This is a genomic window from Mesorhizobium sp. M1227 (genome assembly GCF_040318315.1).
Taxonomy (GTDB): domain Bacteria; phylum Pseudomonadota; class Alphaproteobacteria; order Rhizobiales; family Rhizobiaceae; genus Mesorhizobium.
The window spans coordinates 383,054-406,762 of the sequence record NZ_JAMYLZ010000003.1; the positions used below are offsets into that span (position 1 = coordinate 383,054).

The 23,709-nt window shown below is 63.3% G+C and carries 28 protein-coding genes and 2 tRNA genes; 14 read left to right on the forward strand and 16 right to left on the reverse strand.

Annotation, left to right across the window (positions count from 1 at the left end):
* Positions 1 to 33: 33 nt before the first annotated feature.
* Both maiA and NKH28_RS07360 read right to left on the reverse strand, forming a co-directional pair.
* A complete protein-coding gene (maiA, locus tag NKH28_RS07355; protein WP_352978365.1) occupies positions 34 to 684 on the reverse strand; it encodes a maleylacetoacetate isomerase in 651 nt (216 codons plus the stop codon).
* Positions 681 to 1,391 (reverse strand): fumarylacetoacetate hydrolase family protein, encoded by a 711-nt coding sequence (locus NKH28_RS07360; protein ID WP_352978367.1) that lies wholly within the window; start codon positions 1,389 to 1,391, stop codon positions 681 to 683. Before NKH28_RS07360 ends, maiA begins: the two co-directional genes overlap by 4 nt.
* A gap of 372 nt (positions 1,392 to 1,763) precedes the next feature.
* Here NKH28_RS07360 and NKH28_RS07365 point away from each other — a divergent pair, with 372 nt between their 5' ends.
* Positions 1,764 to 2,786 (forward strand): acyltransferase family protein, encoded by a 1,023-nt coding sequence (locus NKH28_RS07365; protein WP_352978369.1) that lies wholly within the window; start codon positions 1,764 to 1,766, stop codon positions 2,784 to 2,786.
* 19 nt (positions 2,787 to 2,805) lie between these two features.
* Here NKH28_RS07365 and NKH28_RS07370 read toward each other — a convergent pair whose 3' ends face one another.
* Both NKH28_RS07370 and NKH28_RS07375 read right to left on the reverse strand, forming a co-directional pair.
* Complete coding sequence (locus NKH28_RS07370) at positions 2,806 to 3,303, reverse strand: GNAT family N-acetyltransferase (protein ID WP_352614018.1); 498 nt, start codon at positions 3,301 to 3,303, stop codon at positions 2,806 to 2,808.
* A 19-nt stretch (positions 3,304 to 3,322) separates the two neighbouring features.
* Positions 3,323 to 4,087 carry a copper homeostasis protein CutC gene (locus tag NKH28_RS07375; RefSeq protein ID WP_352614019.1) on the reverse strand — a complete coding sequence of 255 codons (765 nt, stop codon included), beginning with the start codon at positions 4,085 to 4,087 and terminating at the stop codon, positions 3,323 to 3,325.
* Between the two features lie 241 nt (positions 4,088 to 4,328).
* Here NKH28_RS07375 and NKH28_RS07380 point away from each other — a divergent pair, with 241 nt between their 5' ends.
* A complete protein-coding gene (locus NKH28_RS07380) occupies positions 4,329 to 4,784 on the forward strand; it encodes a carboxymuconolactone decarboxylase family protein (RefSeq protein ID WP_352470362.1) in 456 nt (151 codons plus the stop codon).
* A 27-nt stretch (positions 4,785 to 4,811) separates the two neighbouring features.
* On the opposite strand, the gene NKH28_RS07385 is transcribed toward NKH28_RS07380, so the two are convergent.
* Complete coding sequence (locus NKH28_RS07385; protein WP_352614020.1) at positions 4,812 to 5,720, reverse strand: LysR family transcriptional regulator; 909 nt, start codon at positions 5,718 to 5,720, stop codon at positions 4,812 to 4,814.
* A 128-nt stretch (positions 5,721 to 5,848) separates the two neighbouring features.
* Between NKH28_RS07385 and NKH28_RS07390 the strand changes: the two genes are divergently transcribed.
* The 4 genes from NKH28_RS07390 (at position 5,849) to NKH28_RS07405 (ending at position 8,523) form a co-directional block, all read left to right on the forward strand.
* Positions 5,849 to 6,352: a nuclear transport factor 2 family protein gene (locus NKH28_RS07390; RefSeq protein WP_352539715.1), complete on the forward strand. Its 504-nt coding sequence runs from the start codon at positions 5,849 to 5,851 to the stop codon at positions 6,350 to 6,352.
* Positions 6,353 to 6,411: 59 nt separating this feature from the next.
* Entirely contained in the window at positions 6,412 to 7,395 is a 984-nt protein-coding gene (locus NKH28_RS07395) for an alpha/beta hydrolase (RefSeq protein WP_352978372.1), read from the forward strand.
* On the forward strand, positions 7,392 to 7,946 hold the full coding sequence (locus tag NKH28_RS07400) for a nuclear transport factor 2 family protein (RefSeq protein WP_352816877.1): 555 nt from the start codon (positions 7,392 to 7,394) through the stop codon (positions 7,944 to 7,946). The genes NKH28_RS07395 and NKH28_RS07400 overlap by 4 nt, the downstream gene beginning before the upstream one ends.
* A gap of 130 nt (positions 7,947 to 8,076) precedes the next feature.
* Positions 8,077 to 8,523: a nuclear transport factor 2 family protein gene (locus tag NKH28_RS07405; protein WP_352978374.1), complete on the forward strand. Its 447-nt coding sequence runs from the start codon at positions 8,077 to 8,079 to the stop codon at positions 8,521 to 8,523.
* Positions 8,524 to 8,578: 55 nt separating this feature from the next.
* On the opposite strand, the gene NKH28_RS07410 is transcribed toward NKH28_RS07405, so the two are convergent.
* Complete coding sequence (locus tag NKH28_RS07410) at positions 8,579 to 9,010, reverse strand: cupin domain-containing protein (RefSeq protein WP_352978376.1); 432 nt, start codon at positions 9,008 to 9,010, stop codon at positions 8,579 to 8,581.
* A gap of 70 nt (positions 9,011 to 9,080) precedes the next feature.
* Positions 9,081 to 9,911: an AraC family transcriptional regulator gene (locus NKH28_RS07415; RefSeq protein ID WP_352978378.1), complete on the reverse strand. Its 831-nt coding sequence runs from the start codon at positions 9,909 to 9,911 to the stop codon at positions 9,081 to 9,083.
* Positions 9,912 to 9,995: 84 nt separating this feature from the next.
* On the opposite strand from NKH28_RS07415, the gene NKH28_RS07420 reads away from it, so the two are divergent.
* Positions 9,996 to 11,195: an amidohydrolase gene (locus NKH28_RS07420; RefSeq protein ID WP_352978380.1), complete on the forward strand. Its 1,200-nt coding sequence runs from the start codon at positions 9,996 to 9,998 to the stop codon at positions 11,193 to 11,195.
* Here the strand turns inward: NKH28_RS07420 and NKH28_RS07425 are convergent.
* The 7 genes from NKH28_RS07425 to NKH28_RS07455 form a co-directional block, all read right to left on the reverse strand.
* A complete protein-coding gene (locus NKH28_RS07425) occupies positions 11,173 to 13,395 on the reverse strand; it encodes a xanthine dehydrogenase family protein molybdopterin-binding subunit (RefSeq protein ID WP_352978382.1) in 2,223 nt (740 codons plus the stop codon). The genes NKH28_RS07420 and NKH28_RS07425 overlap by 23 nt on opposite strands.
* Positions 13,392 to 14,381, reverse strand: coding sequence for an FAD binding domain-containing protein (locus NKH28_RS07430; protein WP_352978384.1), 990 nt, complete (start codon positions 14,379 to 14,381; stop codon positions 13,392 to 13,394). The genes NKH28_RS07425 and NKH28_RS07430 overlap by 4 nt, the downstream gene beginning before the upstream one ends.
* Positions 14,378 to 14,863 (reverse strand): (2Fe-2S)-binding protein, encoded by a 486-nt coding sequence (locus NKH28_RS07435; protein WP_352539766.1) that lies wholly within the window; start codon positions 14,861 to 14,863, stop codon positions 14,378 to 14,380. Before NKH28_RS07435 ends, NKH28_RS07430 begins: the two co-directional genes overlap by 4 nt.
* Before the next feature lie 672 nt (positions 14,864 to 15,535).
* Complete coding sequence (locus NKH28_RS07440; RefSeq protein ID WP_352766966.1) at positions 15,536 to 15,682, reverse strand: hypothetical protein; 147 nt, start codon at positions 15,680 to 15,682, stop codon at positions 15,536 to 15,538.
* A 62-nt stretch (positions 15,683 to 15,744) separates the two neighbouring features.
* Complete coding sequence (locus NKH28_RS07445; RefSeq protein ID WP_352470375.1) at positions 15,745 to 15,948, reverse strand: cyclophilin-like fold protein; 204 nt, start codon at positions 15,946 to 15,948, stop codon at positions 15,745 to 15,747.
* A 66-nt stretch (positions 15,949 to 16,014) separates the two neighbouring features.
* Positions 16,015 to 17,061: an alpha/beta hydrolase gene (locus NKH28_RS07450; protein ID WP_352978386.1), complete on the reverse strand. Its 1,047-nt coding sequence runs from the start codon at positions 17,059 to 17,061 to the stop codon at positions 16,015 to 16,017.
* Between the two features lie 50 nt (positions 17,062 to 17,111).
* Positions 17,112 to 17,339: a hypothetical protein gene (locus tag NKH28_RS07455; protein ID WP_352470377.1), complete on the reverse strand. Its 228-nt coding sequence runs from the start codon at positions 17,337 to 17,339 to the stop codon at positions 17,112 to 17,114.
* A 186-nt stretch (positions 17,340 to 17,525) separates the two neighbouring features.
* Between NKH28_RS07455 and NKH28_RS07460 the strand changes: the two genes are divergently transcribed.
* A complete protein-coding gene (locus NKH28_RS07460) occupies positions 17,526 to 18,431 on the forward strand; it encodes a LysR family transcriptional regulator (protein ID WP_352978388.1) in 906 nt (301 codons plus the stop codon).
* Between the two features lie 257 nt (positions 18,432 to 18,688).
* On the opposite strand, the gene NKH28_RS07465 is transcribed toward NKH28_RS07460, so the two are convergent.
* Positions 18,689 to 18,763: transfer RNA gene (locus NKH28_RS07465), tRNA-Asn, on the reverse strand.
* Positions 18,764 to 18,982: 219 nt separating this feature from the next.
* Between NKH28_RS07465 and NKH28_RS07470 the strand changes: the two genes are divergently transcribed.
* Complete coding sequence (locus tag NKH28_RS07470; RefSeq protein WP_023676401.1) at positions 18,983 to 19,243, forward strand: hypothetical protein; 261 nt, start codon at positions 18,983 to 18,985, stop codon at positions 19,241 to 19,243.
* Between the two features lie 64 nt (positions 19,244 to 19,307).
* Here the strand turns inward: NKH28_RS07470 and NKH28_RS07475 are convergent, their stop codons facing one another.
* Positions 19,308 to 19,508 (reverse strand): hypothetical protein, encoded by a 201-nt coding sequence (locus NKH28_RS07475; RefSeq protein ID WP_352451402.1) that lies wholly within the window; start codon positions 19,506 to 19,508, stop codon positions 19,308 to 19,310.
* Between the two features lie 217 nt (positions 19,509 to 19,725).
* Here NKH28_RS07475 and NKH28_RS07480 point away from each other — a divergent pair.
* The 5 genes from NKH28_RS07480 (at position 19,726) to NKH28_RS07500 (ending at position 23,658) form a co-directional block, all read left to right on the forward strand.
* A tRNA-Cys gene (locus NKH28_RS07480) sits at positions 19,726 to 19,799 on the forward strand.
* Between the two features lie 89 nt (positions 19,800 to 19,888).
* Positions 19,889 to 20,557, forward strand: coding sequence for a protein-L-isoaspartate O-methyltransferase family protein (locus NKH28_RS07485; protein ID WP_352815687.1), 669 nt, complete (start codon positions 19,889 to 19,891; stop codon positions 20,555 to 20,557).
* A 187-nt stretch (positions 20,558 to 20,744) separates the two neighbouring features.
* Positions 20,745 to 22,136 carry a TolC family outer membrane protein gene (locus tag NKH28_RS07490; RefSeq protein ID WP_352470406.1) on the forward strand — a complete coding sequence of 464 codons (1,392 nt, stop codon included), beginning with the start codon at positions 20,745 to 20,747 and terminating at the stop codon, positions 22,134 to 22,136.
* Between the two features lie 199 nt (positions 22,137 to 22,335).
* Complete coding sequence (locus tag NKH28_RS07495) at positions 22,336 to 23,196, forward strand: DUF2497 domain-containing protein (protein ID WP_352831518.1); 861 nt, start codon at positions 22,336 to 22,338, stop codon at positions 23,194 to 23,196.
* A 24-nt stretch (positions 23,197 to 23,220) separates the two neighbouring features.
* On the forward strand, positions 23,221 to 23,658 hold the full coding sequence (locus NKH28_RS07500) for a zinc ribbon domain-containing protein (RefSeq protein ID WP_352978393.1): 438 nt from the start codon (positions 23,221 to 23,223) through the stop codon (positions 23,656 to 23,658).
* The last annotated feature ends 51 nt before the right edge of the window (positions 23,659 to 23,709 follow it).

Below are 23,709 nucleotides of genomic sequence, written 5' to 3' on the forward strand. Positions count from 1 at the left end.
CGGCTGTTCCTCATGACTTCTGCGATTTGCGGTCTATTCGGCATCGATCTGGTTCTCAGGCGCGGCCTTCTGGAACGCCGGCAGCGCCGTGCAGGCGGCATTGATGCGCGAGATCGTCGGGTAGGGCGTCATGTCGACGCCGAAGCGGGCATTGGTGGTGACCTGTGCGACCAGGCAGATGTCGGCCAGCCCCGGCGTGTCGCCATGGCAGAATGTCTTGGTCTCGGGCGAGGAAGCCAGAATCTTTTCAAGCGGCTGGAAGCCTTCGTTGACCCAGTGCCGGAACCAGTTGACGACATCCTGGTCGCCGGCGCCGAACAGTGTGCGCAGCGAGGTCAGCACGCGCAGATTGTTCACCGGATGGATGTCGCAGGCGATCATCTGCGCCAGCATCCTGACGCGGGCGCGGCCAGGCGCATCCGTGGGCAGCAGCGGTGGCTCAGGCGTGGTCTCGTCGAGATATTCGATGATCGCCAGCGATTGCGTCAGTAGCCTGCCGTCGTCTAGGACCAGTGCCGGCACCAGCCCTTGCGGATTGACCGCGAGGTAGGCGGGTTCGAGATGCTCGCCGTGGCGCAAATGATGCGGCACGTAGTCGTAGGACAGGCCCTTCATCTCCAGCGCGATCCGCACCCGGTAAGAGGTCGAGGAGCGGTAGTAGTTATGGAGGACGATGTCGCTCATCGGATCGGTTGGCCGATGGTCAGTTCGATTTCGCCGATGCCGTCGACGCCACCGGTGATCTTTTCGCCCGGCCCGACGGCGCCGACGCCAGCCGGTGTTCCGGTGAAGATCAGGTCGCCGGGCTTAAGCTCTAGCGCCTCGCTGCAAATCGAGACGATGTCGGGAACCGGCCAGATCAGTTCGGCGAGGTCGCCGTCCTGCCTGATCTCGCCGTCGACCGCGAGCCAGATGCGGCCCTTGTCGGGATGACCGGATTTTTGCGCCGGAACCAGCGGGCCGCAGGGCGCTGAACGGTCGAAGGCTTTCGACCAGTCCCACGGCCTTGCCGCCTTTTTTGCCTCGTCCTGAAGGTCGCGGCGAGTCAGGTCGACGCCGACGCCGTAGCCCCAGACATGGTCCAGCGCGCGCTCGCGCCGGATGCGGAAGCCGGCTCCGCCGATCGCGACGACCAGCTCGATTTCGTGATGCAGGTTTTGGGTCAGCGGCGGGTAGGGGATAATCGTGCCCGAACCGACCGCCGCATCGACCACTGCGTCGCCTGGCTTGGTGAAGAAGAAGGGCGGGTCGCGCTCGTCATTGCCGAGCTCGCGGGCATGAGCGGCGTAGTTGCGGCCGACGCAGAAGATCCGGCGCACCTCAAAACGCTCCGGCGAGCCGGCCACGGCCACCGACGAGGTTGCGGGCAGGGGAAGGACGAAGCCGGTCATGCACTGTCTCTGTTCAGTGGATCTGTCCGCGGCACATTCGGCCGATTTGGGCAAACGGGCAAGGCATTGGATGGCGGAAGAGCAGGCCTGCCGCACGGTGCCGCGGAAATCGCCGGTACATTTTGCTCTGCCGGCCAAGATGGAGATGTACCATTTGCCGTTAGGCTGGCCATGGCGCGCAGCGCCTGCCGCCAACGCCTGAGACTGTCGACCGTTGGTTTCGAGTAACGGACGTGAGAGCCCCTTTTCGGTCCGTCCTGTACTTCGGGCGTGTCGTTATCTCGCACTTGCACAAAGCTCTGGTGCGCTGCAATATAGCTGGAGGAATGCGGCCTTCCGCCCGCCTTTCGCAGGTTCAATGAAGGGACCGGCATGACGGACATCTCCGCGACGCGTCTTGTCGTGTCCAGGCCTGTGGCCGATAGCTCGGCAAGAACCAGGCTTGCCTATCTCGACGGCTGGCGCGGCCTGTCGATCGCGCTGGTGCTGATCGGCCATTTCTTCCCCGTTCCCGGCATCAATCTCGGCGTCCTGGGCGTCGAATTCTTCTTCGTGCTCAGCGGCCGGCTGATGGCCGAGATCCTGTTTGTCGAATACTATCCGCTGAAGAAATTCTTCAAGCGCCGGTTCTCCCGCATCTACCCGGCACTGCTGATTTTTGTCGTCGCCGCGATGGTTGCCTTGTCCGGCACATTCATCGCCTTCAAGTGGAAGGCGGCGCTGACGGCGCTGACGTTCACCTACAACTATGCCGGAATTCTCGTCACCCGCGCCGGCGCGCTCGACCATATCTGGTCGCTCTGCGTCGAAGAGCACGCCTATATCATCTTGGCGCTGATCAGCGTCGTCGTCTCGGGGCGATCCCGGGTCATCATGTTGCTCGGCGTATTGTCGGTGCTGGCCATGGCAAACGGCGCCATCTCCTACTGGGTGCTCGCAATAGGCTACGAGGGCACCTATTGGCGCACCGACGTGCACATCGCCTCGATCCTGCTGTCGGCGGTGATATGCCTGCTCAAGGCCGACGGCAGGCTGCCGGCGCTGTTCAAGGGGCCACATGTCGCCCTGGCGGCCTCAGTAGTGGCTGTGCTCCTTTTCATGGCTGCCGTGCCAACCCCCATCCACTATCTGGTCGCGGTGCCGCTGCTGGCACTCGCCGTCAATTCGCTCGACTTCGGCAGCCGGTATCTGACCGGGTTTCTATCGTCCCTGCCGATGACGATGCTGGGGCTGTGGTCGTATTCGCTCTATCTTTGGCAGCAGCCCTTTTATCAATTCGTCGACATAAAAGGCAGTTCGCCGTGGTTGATGCTTGCGGCGGCGTTCGCTTGCGCGCTGTGCAGCTACTACATCATCGAAAAGCCGGCCCGCTCCTGGCTGAACCGCAATTGGTAGGGCGTACGGCGCCCGCCGTTCAGCCGGCGATCCGTCTTGCATAATACCGCACGGCTTTCCTGCCGCCGTGGATTACCGCGTCGCCCACTTCCGCAAAGCCGAGTGCGGCATGGAAGGCGTCCGAAGCCGGATTGGGTGGCTCGGCATTGACTTCGCAGGTGACGATCGCCTGGCCCGCGCGTGACGCCTGCTCGAACAGATCCTCATACAGCCGGCGGCCATGGCCGCGCCCGCGCGCTGCGGCGGCGACCACGACGCGATCGACATAGACGAACCGCGGGTAACGCTGGCGAAACCACAGGAAGTTCGGGCTGTCGTAGCTGGCGTCCTGGTCGAAGGTCATGATGAAGGCTTCGAGCGTACCGATGCGGCGCGTGTAAAACGCTTCGGCGAGCAGGAAGGACAGGCGCTCGGGTTCGAGCCACGACAATTCGGCGGCATGCTCGTTGTTGAGCGCGAGGATTGCGGACTCATCCTGCGGCGAAACCCGTTCGATCGGCAAACGCACTTCGATCATGTTGTTCGATCTTCCAGGATCACAGCCGGGCGGCTGCGATGGTCGCCGCCACCATCGCCTCATCGGTTACGGTGTTGCGGTATTCGCGGTCGAGGTCGGTGCCGCCCATGCCGACCCTTGGGTTGCGGTAACGCATAGCGCTCTGCACGTCCTTGAGCGCGGCGAAGTGCATTTCGCTCAACCCGGTTTTCCTCCGCACCTTGCCGATGTTCTCGGGATCAAGCCCGCCGCAGCCGAGGATGATGATGCGGTCGCCGGCCTGCCTGACAAGATCGGCGAGCAGGTCCGCGCCCTCGAGCGCCGTGTCGCGCTGGCCGCTGGTCAGCACGCGGCCGACCTTGCAGCGGATCAGCGTCTCCAGCGCCTCTGTCGGGTCGCGGGTCATGTCGAAGGCGCGGTGGCAGGTGACGTTCAAGTTTCCCGCCGCCTTAACCAATTCGCTCATGCGCTGTTCGTCGATGGTGCCGTCGGCAGTGAGGCAACCGACGACGACACCGGCGACGCCGAGCTCGGCAAGCGCGCCGACATCGGCGAGCATCGAACGATATTCGGCTTCGCCATAGAGAAAATCGCCGCCGCGCGGCCGCACGATGACGTGGAAGGGGATCGTCGCCAGCTCGAGCGCCGTGCGCACCGTGCCGAAGCTCGGTGTGATGCCGCCCTCGATCAGGCTGGCACAGAGCTCGACACGGTCGGCGCCTGCGGCTTGCGCGGCCAGCAGGCCGTCTATGCCTTCGACGCAGATCTCGATCAGCGGCAGGCGAGGGCGTTCGGTCTCGATCATAGGCGATCCGTCGATGATTTCAGCTGCCCAGCGGTAGCATCGGGCATGGTGCGATGAAAGCCGGAACTGTTGGCTCAACACGCGACAGGGCGGCCGGCGGTGCTCCAATTTTGCCGCTTGACATATCCATAACCGTTCAGCTATATGTCGATTCATAGCTAGCGAGTTATTGATTGATTAACAGCACAGCCGACCGAAAGCTAAATGTGCGGCCGGCAGAAACACGCCTAAGGAGACCACCATGCAAGCACGGTTGAAAAACCCGGTGATGCTCATTCCCGGCGCCTTGCAGGCACTGCTCGCGCTGGACAAGTCGACGGAGACGGCCGACCTGTCATATGTGACGCGCAAGCTCGTCCATTTACGCGCCAGCCAGATCAACGGATGCAGCCTCTGCGTCGATATGCATGCGCGCGAATTGAAGAAGGCCGGCGAGAAGGACGAGCGCATCTTTGCCGTGTCCGCATGGCGGGAGACACCCTACTTCACCGACGCCGAACGCGCCGCGCTGGCACTGACCGAGGCGGCAACCCGGTTGGCCGATCGGCCGGATCCGGTGCCGGATGCAGTCTGGGACGAGGCCGCCCGGCACTATGACGAAAAGGCGCTTGCCGCCCTGGTCGTCCAGATTGCCCTGATCAACGCATTCAACCGGCTCAACGCAACCACCAGGCAGATGGTCGGCGCCTGGGGCTGAACGGGGCCGGGTTCTCGAAAAGCCACTTCAGATCCGCAGCTTGTACGAATTCGCGCGGACGAAGTCGATGAAGGCCCGCAGCTTCGGCGGTACCAGGCGGCGGCTCGGATAATAGAGGTGGAGCGGCTCGTAAGCGGGACAGAAAGGCTCCAGCACCTTGACCAGCGCGCCTGAGGCGAGAAGCGGCGCGGCGAGGCCCTCGACCGCGAAGGCGAGGCCAAGCCCTTGCGCGGCGGCGGTAATGCACAGCGGAAGCGTGTTCACGATCAGGCATGCGTCCGGCGTAAATGCGACTTCGCGTCCCTCCACAATGAATTCCCAGGGTGAAATCGTGCGGGTGCGGGTGAGGGCGAATGCGATGCAGCGATGGGCGGCGAGGTCTGCCGGCCGCTTCGGCGTACCGTTGCGCGCCAGATAATCGGGGCTGCCCACCACGACCATCTGCAGGGGCCCGCCTAGGCGCGCGCCGATCATATCTCTCTCGAGAAGCTCGCCGATGCGCAGGCCGGCATCGAAGCCCTCGGCGGCGATGTCGACGAAGCTGTCGTCGAAAATCAGACTAAGCCGCACTTCGGGATAAGCATCCATGAACGGCCGCATCAGTGGCTCTATCAGCAGCGGCGCGGCGATCCAGGGCAGGCTGAGGCGCAGCGTGCCGGCGGGACGATCGCGAGCTTCGCGCAGTGCCGCGCCAGCCGCCCAGATATCTTCGGCTGCCGGGCGCACGTGGTCGAGGTATTCAGCGCCAGCTTCGGTCAAGCCAACGCTGCGGGTCGTCCGGTTGAGCAGCCGCACCCCCAGGCGCTCCTCGAGCCCCTTGATCGCCTCGCTCAACGAGGCCGGAGCGACGCCGAGCTCGGCGGCGGCGCGGGTGAAGCTTTTGGCCTCGGCGACTTTGACGAAGGCGACGATGCCGCTGAACTGGTCGAGGCGCATTGTAAGGATTTTCCAAATAGCCCTGTCGAATTCTACCGGTTTTTCCGGCGAACGAAAGGCGTCATGCTGGGTCTGACGAACGGGCCTCGGTGTTGGGAACGGCTCGAACAGGCAAGGAGACAGGACCGATGACCAGGCTTGCTTTACTCGCCGCCGGCACTCTTCTGGCGGTGTCTGCCGCCCCGGCGCACAGCGGGCCACTGGAAGACCGCAATATCCAGCTCATCAAAGGCTATTACGCAGCTTACGCGACCGGTAATCCCGAGGCCGTGCGGCCCTTCCTCGCGCCCAACATCGTGTGGCGCATTCCCGGCCATCATCCGCTCGCCGGCGACAAGCGCGGGCCGGACGAGGTGGTCGCCTTCTTCCGCGGCCTGGCCGATGGCAAGTTCAAGGCCGAGCCGATCTTCTTCCAGGCGCAAGGCGACCTCGTTGTCGACGTCCATCGCGGCTGGTCGAATGTCGGCTCAGGTCCCGAGATCGACCAGTTCTACGCGCTGATGTTCCGCATCAAGGACGGCAAGATCGCCGAGGCACAGAATTTTTTGACCGACATGTACCAGTCGGACGCTTTCTACTGGGCGCATTACCCGCTGAAGCCGCTGCCCGGCCGACTGGCTGGCGAGCGCTGAGACGGCGGTCTTTCTCGCAACGCGCAGCGCTTCTCACTCCAAGCCAAAGGAGACTTGCGATGTTTAAAACCCTGACACTTGCCGTAGCAACCACCGCCGCGCTCGCCGTCACCAATGCCGTCGCCGCACCGCGCGTCGAGCACGTCACATTCTCCTCGCATGGTGAGCAGCTTGTCGGCGAGCTCTATCTGCCGGAGGATATGGACGCGGCAAAACCTCGGCCGGCGCTGGTCGTGACCGGCGCCTGGATGACGGTGAAGGAACAGATGCCGGCCCGCTACGCCCGCGAGATGGCCGATCGTGGCTTCGTCGCCTTGACCTTCGATTTTCGTGGGTGGGGCGAAAGCGGCGGCCTACGCCGCCAGTACGAGGATCCTAGGGCCAAGATCGCCGACATCGAAGCGGCGGTCGCCTATCTCTCGCGCCGGCCCGAAGCCGATCAGGACCGCATCGGCGGGCTCGGCATTTGCGCCAGCTCCGGCTATATGGTCACCGCCGCCGCCGAAAACGCCGCGATCAAATCGGTCGCCCTCGTTGCGCCCTGGTTGCAGGATGCCGAAGTGGTCGAGCAGGCCTATGGCGGCCGGCATGGCGTCGCCAGGCTTGAGGCCGTGGGCGATGCGGCCGAGGCTGAGTATCGCCGCACCGGCAAGCAAGCGTTCTTGCCGGCCGCGAGCCTGACCGACGAGCGCGCGGTCATGTTCAAGGTGCCCTATTACACCGAGCCCGATCGCGGCATGATCCCGGCCTGGCGCAACGAGGCCGATCCGGCGTTCTGGCGCGGCTGGCTGACGTTCGACGCCATCCAGGCTGCTCCGCGCCTGCACCAGCCTTTTTTGATGGTGCACAGCGAGGCGGCTGCCATTCCGCAGGGGGCGCACAAATTCTACACGCGGCTGACCAGTTCCAAGCGGGAGCTGTGGCTCGACAACGTCACCCAGTTCGATTTCTACGATCGTGCCGCGCCGGTGAAGGCCGCAAGCGATACCGTCGCCGCGCACTTCCGCGCGACGCTGGGCAGTGCGGGGGAGGCGGGACAATGAGCCTCGTCACGCGCCGGCATGTCCTGGCCTCGGCGGTTTCCGCTGCGATGATTTCCGCCGTCTCGGCGCCCGCCTCGAGCGCTCCGGGAGATGCGCTGACGGTCAAAGACAGGATCGCAATCGCCGAGGCGATTGCCGGGATCGGCCTCTATGCCGATCTGCGTGAATGGAACCGGGTCAGATCCTATCTCGCGGCCCGTGTCACGACCGACTACACCAGCCTCTTCGGCGGCGAGGTCACGACTAGCGGCCGCGACGCGTTGATCGCGCAGTGGCAACGGCTGCTGCCGGGCTTCGACGCCACCCAGCACCTCATCACCAACATCACCGTCGAGGGCGCGGGCAATGACGCGGTCGCACGCAGCCATGTCCGCGCAACCCACTGGATCGGCGGGCGGTTCTGGACGGTCGGCGGCAGCTATCTCCACCGGCTGGTGCGGACGCCGGAAGGTTGGCGCGTCAAGGCAATCTCCATCCGTCGCTTGTACGAAGAGGGGGATCGCGCCGTGCTGGCCGCCGCTGCCGGCCGGGTAAAGGCGGAGGCCAAATGAGTGTTCGGGTTTGCGCAGGCCCAATCGCGCGGCGAGGTTGCTCGGAGCATCGGCAACGTGAATATTGATCGAAATGTCGGGGCAGGCTTGGCGCATGCGGCATTAGTGCCGCCAACCGCGGAGACAGGACATGACCCTTTCATTGCAGGAGGTTTCCGATAGGCTTGAGATCGAACAGCTGCTTGTTCGCTATTGCTATGCGGTGGACGATCGCGACTGGGAAGCCTATCGCAAAATATTCACACCCGATGCCTTGCTTGACAACACTGTAACAGGTGGAATCAGGAGCGGTGTAGATGAGCATGTTGCTTACATGAAAGGCGCCCTTTCGAAGATATTGATCTCGCAGCACACCATTTCGACAATCCTTCTGGATCTCCGCGGGGATGAGGCCAGCGCGCGCGCGCATTGTTCATGCCCGATGGTGGTCGACCTCGGCGAAGGCAAAAGGCAGGTCTTCTTCCAGGGGCTTTGGTATCGAGACCGCGTCGTACGCACGTCCGAGGGCTGGCGCATAAGTGAACTTGTCGAGGAAGGCTATTGGAATCACAATTTGCCGGAGGGGTTCGCGTTCTGACGCCTGTTACGCGCTGTGCTGGATCCGCCCCGGACGCCGTTTTCAGACGTGGCAGCTACTGGCGCAACACCGTGTTCTTGGTACCTTCTTCGACCTGGTCGATGACCAGCAGCTTGACCGGATCGGCGCCGACATTGGTCGCCTGATGCCATTGCCCGATCATTTCGATGATGAAATCACCTGTTTGATAGGTGTTGCTTTTGCCGGTCTCGACGTTGGTGACCTGAAGCGTGCCGGCCTCGACATAGGCATAGCGCGGAAACGGATGCTTGTGGACCGGCAAGGTCGCGCCCGGCGCGATCTGATAGGCCGAGACCAGGACCTGGACGTTCTTCTGCGGCAGCGTGATCGGCTGGCCGGACGCGGTCTCGGTGTGAGAGGCAAGCGGGGTCACGATGACCGGCGTCCCGCTGGCATCCAGCGCCTGGGCAGCCGTTGCGGATAGAATGGCCGCGAGCAGCAGCGTCGAAGCCAAGATTTTTCGCATGATTCCCCCCGAGCTGCGTCAGCATTGCGCAGCGGGCATTGGCGCGCAAGCTTGTCTGTTCAGGAGCGCCTTATCCCGCTCTTCTGAACATGCCTGGCGTCATGCCATGCATGGCCCGGAATGTACGGGACAGATGGCTCTGGTCCGCGAAACCTGCTGCGATAGCGGCGTCGGCGAGGCCAGATCCCTGTTCGATCAGCGCGCTCGCCCGGCGCAATCGCCGGTCCCGGATATAGGCCGCCGGCGTCAGGCCGATCGCCTTGTTGAAGTCGCGGATGACCTGGAACCGGGTCACGCCTGCCACGCCGGCAAGCCGCTTGAGGTCGAGCTGCGAACCAAGTTCGCTTTCGATAAGGTCGCGACAGAGCGAAAACCTCCGCTGCGATCCTGAGCTTTCGATCTCTTCGGCCCGTCCGCTCGAGTCGCCATGGCGAACGATCAGCCGTCTAAGCGCCACGAGCAGGGACGTCTCGGCCGTCATTGTGTCCGGGGATGTCGAGCCCTGGTGTGCTGCCGTCAATGCTGCGGCGAGACTGCTGTCTTCGATCGTCGCGCGCGAAAACACCGGAGCGCCGTCGCGGCCGAGTTCGTCGGCAAGCGCGCTCATCAGCGGCACCGAAGGATAAAACGTCCGGTAGGCCCAGCCTTCATCCGCCCCGCGTTCGCCGTCATGCCACTCCTCGGGATTGACGACGGCAATGGTGCCTGCCGGAGCGAGAACGCTTTGACGGCCGATGCGAATACGCTCGCAGCCGGAGGTGATCAGGGCGATCACATAGGTCGGGTGCGTGTGCAGGTCATAGCGGTGCCGGGTGAAGCGCGCCTCGAACAGGCCAAGGTCGGGGAAGCACGGATGGCGCCAGTATTTCCCGGTCTCTGCCGCTTCGTTTGTCCTTGCCATGGTCAATCCGGTTCAAGACGCCTCTCGCCGGGCCTTCTATGGCTGGCAAACCAAGCCGCTTTTTGTCGGCGGAAAGGAGGCATCATGTTGCATAATGACCCCGTCGCCGCGCTGACACCAGAGGTCGTAGGCTGGCGGCACCATATCCATGCCAATCCGGAGCTCGCATTCAATGAATACGAAACGGCCCGTTTCGTTGCAGAGAAACTGCGCTCTTTCGGCGTCGACGAGGTGCATGAGGGGATCGGCGGCACCGGCGTCGTCGGTGTCCTGCGCAGCGGTGGCGGCGCACGCGCCATCGGCCTTCGCGCCGAGCTCGACGCGCTTCCGGTGCTGGAGAAAACCGGCTTGCCCTATGCTTCGAGGCAAGAGGGCGTGATGCACGCCTGTGGCCATGACGGCCACACCGCGATGCTGCTCGGCGCCGCCAAATTGCTCAGTCAATCGCGCGCCTTCGACGGCGCCGTCAATTTCATCTTCCAGCCGGCCGAGGAAAACGAGGGCGGCAGCATGCGCATGATCGAGGACGGCCTGTTCAAGCGCTTTCCGGTCGAGGCGGTCTATGCGGTCCACAACTGGCCGGGCGTCAGGCTGGGGACGATCGCCGCCCGCGCTGGTGCGCAAATGGCGGCCGTTGATAATTTCGAACTGACCTTCCAGGGTCTTGGCGCGCATGCCGCGATGCCGCAGCTCGGCGACGACCCGATCCTGGCCGCCGGCGCCTTCGTGCAAGCCGTCCAGCGCATCGTCAGCCGCTCGGTCGACCCGCAGGGCGCGCTTGTCGTCAGCATCACGCAGATCCATGGCGGCAATGTCGGCAACATCGTGCCGGGCAAGGTCTGGCTGCAAGGCACCTGCCGCTTCTTCGAGCACGGCCTTTCCGACCATTGCGAGAGGCTGATCGGCGAGATCGCAAAAGGTATTGCCGCCGCGCATTCGCTCAAGGCCAGGCTCGACTACAGGGAGGGCTATCCGTCGCTGATCAATACGGCGGATGCGACGGCCCGCGCCGTCGAGGCCGCCGCCTCCGTCGTCGGCCGGGAGAATGTCTTGACCGAGTTCAGCCCCAGTCTCGGCTGCGAGGATTTCGCTTTCATGATCCGCGCCGCCGGCGGCTGCTATGCGTGGATCGGCGCCGGCGAGGTCGGCCCGGGCGAAGGCCTGCACGGCGACCGCTACGCTTTCAACGACGAGATCGTGCCGACGGTGATGCGCTATTACGTCAACCTCATCGAGCAGACGCTTCCGCGGGCCGATCCTTCTACAGCAGTTTTTCCGGCGTGATCGGCAACTCCCGGATCCGCTTGCCTGTGGCGTCGAAGACGGCGTTGGCAACAGCAGCGGCAACGCCGGTGGCGCCGAGCTCGCCGATGCCTTTGCCGCCGATCGGGCTGGCATGCTCGTCCACCTCATCGACGAAGTGGATTATGATGTCGCCGGGAATGTCGGCGTTGACCGGAATGGCGACCCCGGAAAGGTTCTTCGACAGGAACCGCCCTAGCACCGGTTCGTGCCTGCTCTGCTCCATTGCCGCCATGCCCCAGCCCCAGATGATGCCGCCCGTCATCTGGCTGCGTGCGGTGCGGGGATTGACGATGCGGCCGGCGCTGTAGCTGCCGACGGCGCGACGGAGCCTGAGCAGGCCGAGCCCCGGATCGACGCCGACCTCCATGAAAATCGCGCCGAAAGTGCGCATGGCGAGGTCTTTGCCATGCTGCGCCGGATCGAACGAGCCGGAGCCGACGATCTCGCCGATGTCGGTATGGCTCATCACATCGGCGATCGTCTGACCGCCGGCAGCGCCCCTGCGGCGAATCTTGCCGTCCTGCATCTCCACCTCGTCCGGCAGCAGATTGGCAAGACGGGCAAGCTGCGAACGCGCATCTTCGGCGGCGGCAAGCACCGCCGCGCCCACCCCCATGGTCGATGACGAGCCATAGGTCGGTCCCGCCTCCGGCAGCTGCGTATCGCCCATTTCCAACTCGATCTTCTCCATCGGCAGGCCCAGCACGTCGGCTGCGATCTGCGGAAAGATGGTGAGTGTTCCGGTCCCTATGTCCTGCGTGCCGGTGCGGATGAGCACCGTGCCGTCCCTGTGCAGCCTGACCTCGGCTGCAGGCGTCGGGTGGCGGAAACAACCCATGGTACAGGTCGCCATGCCGTAGCCGATCAGCCAATCGCCGTCGCGTTGCGGCTTGCGCGGGCGCTCGCGCCAGCCGAACAGGCGGGCGCCTTCCTCATAGGCCTCGCGCAGCTTCTTCGATGACCAGGGCTGGCCGGTGGCCGGATCCGTGTCCGCATGGTTGATCAGACGCAGGTCGAGCGGATCGACGCCCAGGCGGTGGGCGAGCTCGTCCATCGCGCTTTCGAGGGCCCAGGTGCCTGGACCCTCGACCGGCGCGCGCAGCGCCGTCGGCATGGCGACGTTCGCGCGCTCGACGCGCTGGCTGAGACGCATCGCCGGCGTGGCGTAGAGACCCTTCGAGGCTTCGGTGGCGAACTCGACGAAATCGTCGCTCACGGTGGTCAGGTTGATCACGTCCTGCTGTACTGCGGTCAGCTTGCCCGAGCTGTCCGCAGCCAGCACGATCTTCTGTGCCATGCGCGGCTGGTAGCCGAGGCAGGAATAGGCATTGGCGCGGCTGAGCGCCAGCCTGACCGGGCGCTGCATGATGCGCGCGGCGGCGGCGGCCAGCACCTGATGCGGCCAGATCCAGCCCTTGCCGCCGAAGCCGCCGCCGGTATGGCGGGAAATCACGCGGACCTTCTCGGCCGGGACATTCATGCGGGCGGCAAGCACCTGGCGGACACCGTAGACGTGCTGCGTGGCATCGTGCAGCGTCAGCTCTCCGTCATTCCACTCAGCGAGTGTCGCCGAGGGCTCCATGGCGTTGTGATGGCGCGACGGCTGCAAATAGACGGCTTCGACCGTGGCGGCGGCGTCGCTAAGCCCGCGGTCGACCTCGCCCTTCGTAAACGTCGGCTCCAGGAACAGGAAGCCGCTCTCCCTCGGCACGACCGCAGCCTTGTCGATGGCGGTCCACTCCGGCGGTGCCGGCAATTCCGGCTCGGCGAACTCGTAGCGCAATGCGACGCGGCGGGCGCCGGCCTCCGCCGCCTCCAGCGTCTCGCCCAGCACAATGGCAAGCGGCTGACCCTCGTGACGTATCTCGTCGCCCTGCATGGGCATGAAGCTCTGCGCGGCCGGCGGGCCTTCGGCCTGCTGCATCTGCGTATCGGGCTCGGCCCTCGGCGATGCGAACCGGCCGAATTTGGGCATGTCCTCATGCGTGAGCACACGCACGACGCCCTTCTCGGCGAGCGCGTCGTCGACCATGATCGACGTCACGCGGCCGGCCGGAACGGGCGCCGTCACGAGTACCGCATAGAGCAGGTCGGGGGCGAAATAGTCGGCCGCATAGCGGGCGCGGCCGGTCACCTTGGCGCCGCCGTCAGGGCGGGCAACAGGCTGGCTGATCATCATGACGGCATCCTCGCTGCTCTTTCGATCACCCGCAAAGCGGCGGTCTTGGCCAGTTCGATCTTGTAGGCGTTCTGCGACAAGGGACGCGCTTCGGCGAAGGATTGCTCGATAGCGGTGCTCAACGCCTCGCGATCGCCGATTTCGGCGCCGGCGAGCTGCTCCTCGGCGGCGCTCAGCCGCCACGGCCGCAGCGCGACGGACCCCAGCGCCAGGGCAGCCCGACGAATGGTTTGGCCGTCCATCTGCAGTACAGCGGCGGCGGAGACGATGGCGTATTCGTAGGATTCGCGCTCGCGCACCTTGAGGTAGGCAGATCGCGGCGCCGGCGCCGGCAGCTCGATTGCCGTAATCAGTTCGCCTTGCTGCAACACATTGTCCGCCTCGGGCCGCGTGTCGGGAAGCAGGTGGAATTCCGTTGCCGGAATGCGCCGGCCGCCGCTGCGGTGCGCGGTGACGATGACCGCATCAAGTGCTGCCAGCGCCACCGCCGGGTCGGATGGCTGGGTGGCGACGCAATCCTTGGTCCAGCCGAAGATTGCGTGATTGTCGTTGATGCCATGCAATGCCGAGCAGCCGGAGCCGAGCTCACGTTTATTGCATGGCAGCTGCTCTTCGGCACGGAAATAGGCGCAGCGCGTCTTCTGCAGCAGATTGCCGCCTATCGTTGCGAGGTTTCTCAGCTGCGGCGACGCTGCGTTGAGGATCGCCTGGCTCAACACCGGATAGTCGCGCATGACCAGCGCATGCTGCGCGACATCGTTGAGATGCATCAGCGCGCCGATCGTCAAGCCGCCGCCGGGCAGTGCCTCGATCTGATCCAGCCCGTCGAGGCGGGAGATGTCGATGATCCGCACCGGCTCGGCAATGCCAAGGCGCAGCCAGTTGAGCAATTCGGTGCCGCCGGCGAGAAAGGCGCTGTCCGGCGCGGCACCGGCCGCGATCGTGTCGCCCAGGCTATCGGCGCGCGCGTAGACGAATGGGGTCATTGGCTCACCCTCCCGGCCGCCGCCCGCACCGCCTCGGCGATTTGCGGATAGGCGGAGCAGCGGCACAGATTGCCGCTCATCCATTCGCGGATCTCGGCATCGGAGCCGGTATGTCCCTCCTCGATCAGCGCCGCCGCCGACATCACCTGGCCGGGCGTGCAGAATCCGCACTGGAAACCATCATGATCGATGAACGCCTGCTGCACGGGATGAAGCGCGTCGCCGTCTGCCAGCCCTTCGATCGTCGTGACCTCGCGTCCCTCGCAGGACACGGCAAGTATCATGCAGGCATTCACACGCCGTTCGTCGAGATGCACGGTGCAGGCGCCGCACTCGCCGAAATTGCATCCCTTTTTCGTTCCGGTCAGATGAAGCCGCTCGCGCAGCAGGTCGAGCAGCGTGACGCGGGGATCGAGATCGGAAAGGCTGTGATCCTCTCCGTTCACCCGCAACCGCAATAGGTGCCGATCGTGGAAGTTCATGTGGGGGTACCTCGAAGCACATGCCGTACTCGCCGCAAGGGACTCGTCCAGCAAGCAGCCACCCACCTGTCGAGGCGAAATAGGGCGGTCAATTCCGGTGAAAAGGCGCTGCCGGTCAGGGAAGGCTAAAAAACGCGCATTTGAGATTTGCGGCGGAAACGCCCTGAATGCCGCCGCAAAAAGTGTCACCGTAATTCCGTAATTCCCGTCATTCAGGTTGGCTTGGGCGGCCTACATTGGGAACATTGCCGCGCCGCTGTCCAATCTAGGGCAGGCGGCTTTCCAGGGCGGGGCGGCCTTGCGACTGGCAATGTCGTCCGGCAAATGAAAGATGAAGCTGAGAACTACGAGTTCGCGATCGGACGACGCCAGGATTCGCCGCAAGCGCACAGGAAACGAAACGTGACCGTGATCGCACTGAGGCGCTACTCGTTGCCGGCGGGCCGAGGAGGATTGCTCGTGAAGGTCGGCTAGGGACGGTATCGCGCGGCAGTGTTGAACGCGGCCTGGGGATCAGTACGATCACGAGGGAAATCAGGGAGCGGATCGCCGCGGTGGCAAGGAGGTGCTCCATGCCGGTCGTGGCGTCTGTGACCGCAGGGGCAGGCGCTGTCGAAATCCGCACCCGGCTCATGCCGCTGTTTCCCGTGATGCCACCGCGCTGCACACGCCTCAGCCAGCACGTTCAATTCTCACCGTGACGGAACCGGGACGATCAAAGATCGAAACATCGCCGGCGACCTTCCCGAGCACAACGATGCCGGACGACGGGACGCGACCATTCCGATAGTAGATCACGAAATGATCGGAACTCCACAGCCCGAGCGTGCCGACCGAGAAGTCGCGCTGCCGTGTCTGTTCCGGAAATGGAGCCGGTAGATTTACCGGTCTTCTTCCTGGCGAAGGTGGTCGCTCATCTCAATGGTAAGCGGCAACATCTGAGCAAGAGACTTTGCGGCTTCGTTATCGGCAAGATCGGCCGTGACCTCGCCCCAGTCTGATGAAATGCGAATACGTTCTTGAGCCATCCTGGGTCCAACCATTCCAAATGCAATAACGCCAGCGCTCAGCAGTGATTTCAGCACGGGTCATTCCTCCGTTTTCTAGGCAGATGGAGCCCGCCCCAGCAAACACAGGCTCCATCTCGTCAGTCACGCGGAGAGGTGCTGATTGAAGAAGCTGGTAAGCCTGTCGAACGGAATCAGGTCCACACGGTCGTAGAGATCGACGTGACCGGCGCCCTGGACCCAAACCAGTTCCTTGGGCTCGGCTGCCAGTCTGTAGGCTTCCTCGCTGAATTCCCTCGAATGCGCCTGATCGCCGCTGATGAACAGCATTGGGCGCGGCGAGATCGTCTCGATGTCATTGAACGGGTAGAAGTTCATGAATTTGACGTTGCTGGTCAGCGTCGGCTTAGTCGTTATCTGGTCGGAGACACCCGCCGGGGTAAACTCTCCGCGGGGTGTCCGATAGAAATCGTAGAACTCGCGCTGGATGGGATGCGTCGACGCGGTCAGTTCGAGATCAGTGCCGCCCGTATACTGGATTTGGCCGCCTTCGAATTCGGAGTAGCGCTGTTCGGCGGCCGCCGCGATGATCTGCTTCCGTTGCTCGACGCTTAGCGAGTGATTGAGTGCGTTTCGGTTCGCCGCGCCCATGTCATACATGCTGACCGTGGCGATGGCGCGCATGCGCGGGTCGATCTTGGCGGCGCTGATGACGAAGCTGCCGCTGCCGCAGACACCAATCGCGCCAATGCGGTTGCGGTCCACGAACGCGTGTGTCCCGAGGAAGTCCACCGCCGCGCTGAACGCCTCGGCATAGACATCCGGCGAAACGATCTGTCGGGCTTCGCCCCCGCTCTCGCCCCAGAATGGCAGGTCGATCGCCATGGCGATGAAGCCCTGCTCGGCCATCTTGGTGGCATAGAGGGTCGCGCTTTGCTCTTTCACCGCGCCCATTGGATGGCCGACGACGATGGCCGGATGACTTGCATTGCGGTCGAGGTTCTTGGGAACGAGCAGATTTCCCGCAACATTCATCTGGTATTGGCTCTTGAAGGTCACTTTCTCCAGCGTCACCTGACCGCTCGTATAGAAATTGTTTGCACCGTTTGACATATCTTGAGCCTTTGCGAAGGGAAAGTTGAAGAGTGACGCCCCACTGAAGGCGGCGATGCCGGAGCCGGTCAGCTTCAAAAGCTCCCGCCGGTGGATTTCACGCGCTGGTATTTTCGTATCAGGGGTATTCAAAGGCATTTCCGATCTCCTGTAAGTTTGGGTTGGAATTGAACCACTCGCCACTTTGGCCAGTCCTCTTCGAGTTTGAGCAGACGCCGACCGTTGCCGATCAGCGCGATTGCGAAGCCGGCCAGAACCAAGCTGCCGATGAAGATCGCGGAGATCGTCAGACCATACAGCAGCACCCCTCCGACTACCGCGCCCAGAAGGATCGAAGCCTGGATCGCCGCGACCATCAGGCCTGCCGGCGGCCTCGGCCGCATTTTGCGACATCCATGTCATCCAAATCACCGACATCGCGGTAATGCATTGTTGCAGTGCAAACCTAATGGTTTTGCCATAAAGCGATTAGCCCTATAAATCGGTATGAACCTATCGACTATATCGAATAATCCGTTGCAAGCGACGGAGAGAGAAACTTCATGGCCAGAACCGATCTCAACCAATTGACGTGGTTTCAGGCTGTCGCAGAAGAGCGCAGCTTCACCAAGGCGGCGGCAAAGCTCGGCGTCGCGCAATCGACGCTCAGTCACACGATCAAGCAGCTCGAAACACGCATGGGCATACGCCTTCTGACCCGCACGACGCGTAATGTCGCGACGACCGTTGCGGGCGAAAGGCTGCTACAGACGATCACCCCGCGCATTGGTGAAATCGAAGACGAGATCACAGCGCTGATGGCGCTCCGCGAAAAGCCGTCAGGCTCGATCAGGTTGACCCTGTCCGACCACGCGCTCGAAAGCGTGGTCTGGCCGAAGCTTAAGCCGGTCCTCAGCGGCTATCCCGACATCGGCGTCGAACTGATCCTGGACAGCACCTTCCGCAACATTGTCGAGGAAGGCTTTGATGCCGGTGTCCGGCTTGGAGAGAGCGTCGAGAAAGACATGATCGCGGTCCGCATCGGCCCGGACTGGCGCTTAGTCGCCGTGGCTTCGCCGCGATACTTCGCGGCGCACAGCGTGCCTGTGCATCCGCAGGATCTGGTCCGGCACGTCTGCATCAACATGCGTCACGAAACCGCCGGTGGTCTGTACGCATGGGAGTTCGAGAAGGATGGACAGGCGCTGCGTGTCCGTGTGGACGGTCAACTTACCTTCAACAACTCCTACGCCATGATCGACGCTGCAGTGAGTGGCTATGGCATCGCCTATGTTCCCGAGAACATCGTGGAGCGGCACGTCGTCTCAGGATTGCTGGTGAAGGTCCTCGACGACTGGTCACCCTTCTTCGATGGCTATTTTCTCTATTATCCGAGCCGCCGCCAAAACCTTCATGCGTTCAAGATCATTGTCGACGCGTTGCGGCATCGGGATCCGTCGGGATCGTGATGTTCCCTTCGTCATATTGTACTCAGGGGCGTGGTCGATAGCGGCTCATTCCTGAATCTCGATAGGCGCAGCAGGAAAGGCATAGGTCGAGGTCCGGTATCCAACCCGAAGCGTTAGTTATAACCAGAACATCGCGTCGATGCTTGCGCGAAGGTTGGCCACAACTTTCTTCCCCATCGCGCCGGCTGGAGCGAAGCGCATGATCCTACAGGGAAATTGAATAGGTCCGCGGCCGCATCGCACCGCAGCGTAGATGTTGGCTCCCCGGGCCGGATTCGAACCAGCGACCAACCGGTTAACAGCCGGTTGCTCTACCACTGAGCTACCGGGGAACAGAGGCTCTTGCGTGAGTGGGGCAGCCTATAGCAAACCCGTTTCGGCTTTGCAAAGAAGCATTTCGCATTTTTTCGATGCTTTTTGGCGCGAGGCTTGCTGGCAATGGCCGGCGAGCGCCCTCATATGAGCTGTCTCTCGCCTGTCACGGAACAGAAAAGGCCGTTGCGGCTTTCTCCGGCTGACGTGCTACTGATGCAAACGGATCGACATTTCACATGACGGCAATGAGCGACGAACAGCCACCGGCCCGGAAAATCTCGGTCTTCGGCCGCCAGTTCACCATGCCGCGCTCGCGCGGCCTCAGGATTGCGATCGGCGTCGTGCTGATCATCGGCGGCATTCTCGGCTTCCTGCCGATCCTGGGTTTCTGGATGGTACCGATCGGACTGCTGGTGCTCTCCTACGAATTTGCCCTGGTGCGTCGTCATCGGCGCCGCTTCGTCGTCTGGTGGGAGCGACGGCGCCGGCCTGACTGAGATTGCCCCGCTGACGGCCGCCAGCCTGCCATATGTCGGCGAGCGGCGTCGTCCGCCCATACGTTTACCGAGGTTGGTCGAAGCAGCTCTCCAGACGTTCGCAAAGCTCCTTGAGAACGGCGGTAGCCGATGCCAGCCGCGCCCGGTCGCGCGGCGGCAGGGTGTTTGCGCCTTCTATGCTGAGGCGGTCGATGGCATAGCGCACAAGCTCTGCAGACTGCGACAATCCGCGCGACGTGCCGTCCTTCGTAGCTGCTCGACGCATGGCGGAGCCTCCTCTTTGCCCAACGTGGCCGCCGGTTTCGGGTTCCCGTCGCCCAGAATCATGCTTAACGATAAGCTAATATGTTATTGCTAAGATGGGCATTGCGTTGATAAGGCAGGGCATGGAATGTCGAGGAACCGTTGGGAATGCATGGTGGCCGCTTGACGGCATTTTCGCCGCAACCTATTGGAGCCGGGTGGAACGCCGGGAGCAATGAGGCCTCGTGGCGGAGTGGTTACGCAGAGGACTGCAAATCCTTGCACCCCGGTTCGATTCCGGGCGAGGCCTCCAATGCCCGAGCTCCCGCGCGTCAGCGCCAGGGGGCTTCAGTTCCGGTCGAAACAGCCGCGGCCTTTGCGCGGCAAGCGGATGGTTGGAACATGAGCGCTGATTTTGCCGAACGCCGGGTGAAGATGGTCGACGGCCAGATCCGCACCACCGACGTGACCAGCGCGACGTTGCTCGAGGCGATGCTTGTGGTGCCGCGCGAGGCCTTTGTTGCCCCCGGCCAGCGCGATCTTGCCTATATCGACGAGGACATCCGCATTGCCGATACGGCCGATGGCCCGCGCTATCTGATGGAACCGTCGCCATTGGCCAAGCTGATGCAGCTGGCCGATATCGGCCCAAGCGATTCGGCACTCGATGTCGGCTGCGGCACCGGCTATGCGGCGGCGATCCTGTCGCGGCTGGCAAGGTCCGTGGTGGCGCTGGAAAGCGATCCGGCGCTGGCCGAGACCGCCACTTCGACGCTTGCGGCGCTGGGTTGCGGCAATGTCACGGTGGTCCACGGGCCGCTGCCGCAAGGCCACGCAGAGAAGTCGCCTTACGACGTCATCCTGATCGGCGGCAGCGTCGGCGAGGTGCCAGCGGCGCTGTTCGACCAGCTTGCCGAAGGCGGCCGACTCGTCGCCGTTGAAGGGCAGGGCAATTCGGGCGTAGCCCGGCTTTTTTTTAAGACTGGAGGGGTTGTAACGGGAAGACGCGCATTTAATGCGGCAATTAAGCCACTACCGGGATTCGAACGCATTCCCGCCTTCGAATTCTGAGTGATTTTGCCTTGCAGCGAAGGCGCTGTCATGATCGCTTGCGTTTGAACAATCGTTGCTGATCTGCATAACCGGGTGTTTCTTGGGGGCTTTCAGCGGGGGAACGATAAAAAACGCGGCGCCGGCTGATCAGAAGGAGGAGCCAGCGTGGCGCAGTTCCCGTGCAAAACGAATGAGGGAATATAACGTGCCGTCTGTACGCAAGTTGCTTTTTACCGCTGTCCTCGTTTCGGCGACCGCGCTTTCTCCAATGGCCGCCTCGGCCGAAACCATTCTCGGGGCACTTTCAAAGGCCTATCAGAACAATTCCTCTCTCAATTCTTCACGCGCCGGCGTTCGCGTCACCGACGAGGGCGTTGCCATCGCCAAGTCCGGCTGGCGCCCGACCATCACCGGTTCCGGAAGTATTGATTATACCGCCAGCCACAGCAACCTGTTGCACCGAAACATCTCGTTGACCACCGGCAACTTTGGCGTCGAGATCGACCAGACGCTGTTTGACGGTTTTCAGACCAGGAACAATGTGGCGGCCGCCGAATCGCGGGTCCGCGCTTCGTTCGAAAGCCTGCGCAACGCCGAAGAAAACACTCTTTTCAACGCGGCAAGCGCCTATATGGACGTCATCCGCGACCGTCAGGTCGCCGTGCTGACCGAACAGAACCTGCAATTCCTGACCGAGCAGGCGCGTGCGGCGCGTTCGCGCTTCGAGGTCGGCGAAGGTACCCGCACCGACGTCGCGCAAGCCGACGCCCAGCGTGCCTCCGCGGTGGCGCAGTTGAGCGCCGCCCGCGCCACGGCGCTGGCAAGCGCCGCGACCTATCGCCAGATCGTCGGCGACGAGCCGGGCAGGCTCAGGCCGGCTTCGCCGGTGTCGAAGCTGTTGCCGTCGAGCCTCGATGCAGCGATCGCGATCGCATCGGCCGAGCATCCGGCCATCCTCGCCACCGCGCATCTGGTCGACGCGGCGGCGTTTTCGGTGAAGTCTGCCGAAGGCGCGCTGCTGCCGCAACTCTCGGCGTCGGCGGGTGTTTCGAGCGCCTATCGCGGCACCGCGCCCGGCTCGCTCTCCTCGACACAGGATGGCGTAACCAATTCGGCGAACATCGGCGCGACATTGACGATACCGATCTATTCCGGCGGCCGGACCTCGGCATTGGTTCGCCAATCAAAGGAATCACTTAGCCAGGCCCGTATCGAGGTCGATGTCAGCCGCGACACCGTGCGCCAGGCGGTGACCTCGGCATGGTCGCAATACACCGCCGCGCAGCAAAGCGTCACGGCCAACCGGCAGGTGGTCGCCGCCGCGCAGCTTGCCCTGAACGGCGTCATCGAAGAGCGCAATGTCGGCCAGCGCACCACGCTCGACGTGCTCAACGCGCAGGCGACCCTCATCACCGCCAAGATCAATCTTGTCAGCGCCGAACGCGACGTGGTGGTGGCGAGCTATGCCATCCTCTCGGCGGTTGGCCATTTGTCGGCAGACCGCCTTGCGCTCAACGTGACGAAGTACAGGCCCGAAGAGCATTACAACGCCGTCAAGGACAAGTGGATCGGTCTGCGCACGCCGGACGGCCGCTGATCGCCAGGCCGTGTTTTCAGCCCGCGCTCGAACGACGCGCGGGCTTTCAACTCCCGACCCTAATCTGTTGAAATCCGAGATGTCGCCAGATTGGGGATTCTCGCAAGCCGTTCCGTCGGTTACGCTGTTGCCATGATTCGAATCCGGCATTGCCGGACAGGAAATCTGAGAACGAGTCACAAGGGCGGCGGATGTGACGATGGCGACGGCAAGCAGCGTACAGCGCGAACCTTCCATGGAAGAAATACTAGCTTCCATCAGAAGGATCATCGAGGACAGCGATACCGGCCGCAAGCAGCCGGGCGACGCCGACGAGCTGCGCCAGGATCTGCAACCGGCGCCGGCAGCCGGACTGGCAGCGGAGGGGGATGCGTTCCGCTCCGAACTGCGCGGCGGACTGGAGATCGCCAAGCCGGCCACGCGCGCCGAGGTGCAGCCAACGGCCGCGCCGGTCATTGAGCCCCTGGAAACGCCGCTGCGCGCCGGCCCGGAAAAGGCAGCGGTGACGCTGGCTGAGGTGAACACCGCTCCCGCAAAGCCGGATCGGCCTGCGACAGCCAAGGCTGCCGAGACGACCGACACCATCATCGCCGATTGGCGGCGCGAGATCGCGGCGGTCGGCGACGCGATGGCCAAGCCGGAGCGCGCCGAGCCACGCCGGACGCCGGACGCCGAGCCGAAAGCCGAGGTTTTCGAGAACGAGGCGACTGCTGAACCTGTGCCGGAGCCTTCGGAAATTGGGCCGGAGCCTTCGGAAAGCGGCCCGGAACGTTCTAAAATCGGCCCGGAATCTTCTAGAATCGGATTGGCGCGTCCGGCGGCCAGCGAGGCGCCGTCCCTTCGGCCGGCGATCCTTTCGGAGCATACGGGCCGGCAGGTTGCCGCCGCCTTCGGTGAGCTTTCAGACGCGTTTGCCAGCCGCAGCAAGAAGACTTTCGACGAGATGGCCGAGGAGATGCTGCGGCCCATGCTGCAGGACTGGCTGGACAACAACCTGCCGACGCTGGTCGAGCGGCTGGTGCGCGAGGAAATCGAGCGCGTCGCGCGCGGCGCGCAGTAGCAGCTTTCCGGCTTGCGGGCCTAGTTGCGCACAGCCGATGTCCTGAAACGGCCGAATTGCATTAAGCGTCCGCGCGAGGGCGAGTTGCGCGCCACGCATTTCGCCGGAGCAGCCCGCCTGCTATCGTCGATCGATGAACCGCAAACAGACCTACAGCTATCGATTGCGATCTTGGGTGCCATGCTTACCGACGAGGAGTATCGAGAGATCGTCGGAGACCCTGCGGCGCTTTACTTTCAAACCAAGAGATTCATTTCCAAGAATGGCTTCTGGAAGGAAATGAAACATCCGGCTGCCGATCGCTATCGCGAACGCACCGGGGTCACGCTTGGCCACACGTACTGGCTTCTGCACGTCCGCCGTTCCGACTATGGCCCCGATTGCCCGGCCTGCGGAAAACCATACCGCACGCCAAGGGCGAAATTCTGTGCCGAATGCGGGCATGGGCTTGCCGCCAAGTAAAGAACTCATCAGGGCAGCTAGGTGGAACAAACCCGCCGCCCTTGCGGTTGA